A 474-nucleotide genomic window follows, 5' to 3' on the forward strand; every position below is an offset into this window, starting at 1 on the left:
GTGTTTGGCGGCAGGAATTGCCCCGGCCCTCCGCGACTATGCAGGAGCCGGGTGAATGTCCGTGCTTGGCGGGCAAATGTGACCTGTTGCCAGGCAGATATTTCCGTGCAGCCATTAAGACATGATCAACCGACCATGGCCGAGACGCATTACCGTTCTGCGGTGATTTGATAGGCATCCGCCGCCTTCGGAGAAAATCCTATGCTGGCCGTACCGAGCAACAGACAGGCGACGCCGAGCGCGGTCAGAACAACGGTGACCGCGACGGGTAGAAGCTGCGCTTCAGCGGGCGAATACTTGTACTTTCTCTCCATGTCACTGTCTCCTGCCCGGTCATGTCAGGGATACAAATGCCCATTTGAATCGGTTTGTTCCGCGCCGTCGAAATACGCGGCGGACTGGCAGTAGACACGCATCGTTGAGAAATAAAACCGGGAGTAGAGGTGATGATCTATTCTGATAAAACGCTGACAA

At 55.5% G+C, this 474-nt stretch carries 1 protein-coding gene; it reads right to left on the reverse strand.

Features of this window, described 5'->3' with window-relative positions:
* Positions 1–149 precede the first annotated feature (149 nt).
* On the reverse strand, positions 150–314 hold the full coding sequence (locus AC1D0P_RS29025; RefSeq protein ID WP_477679898.1) for a hypothetical protein: 165 nt from the start codon (positions 312–314) through the stop codon (positions 150–152).
* Positions 315–474 lie beyond the last annotated feature (160 nt).

The sequence above is a fragment of the Polaromonas sp. P1_G2 genome (assembly GCF_056405515.1).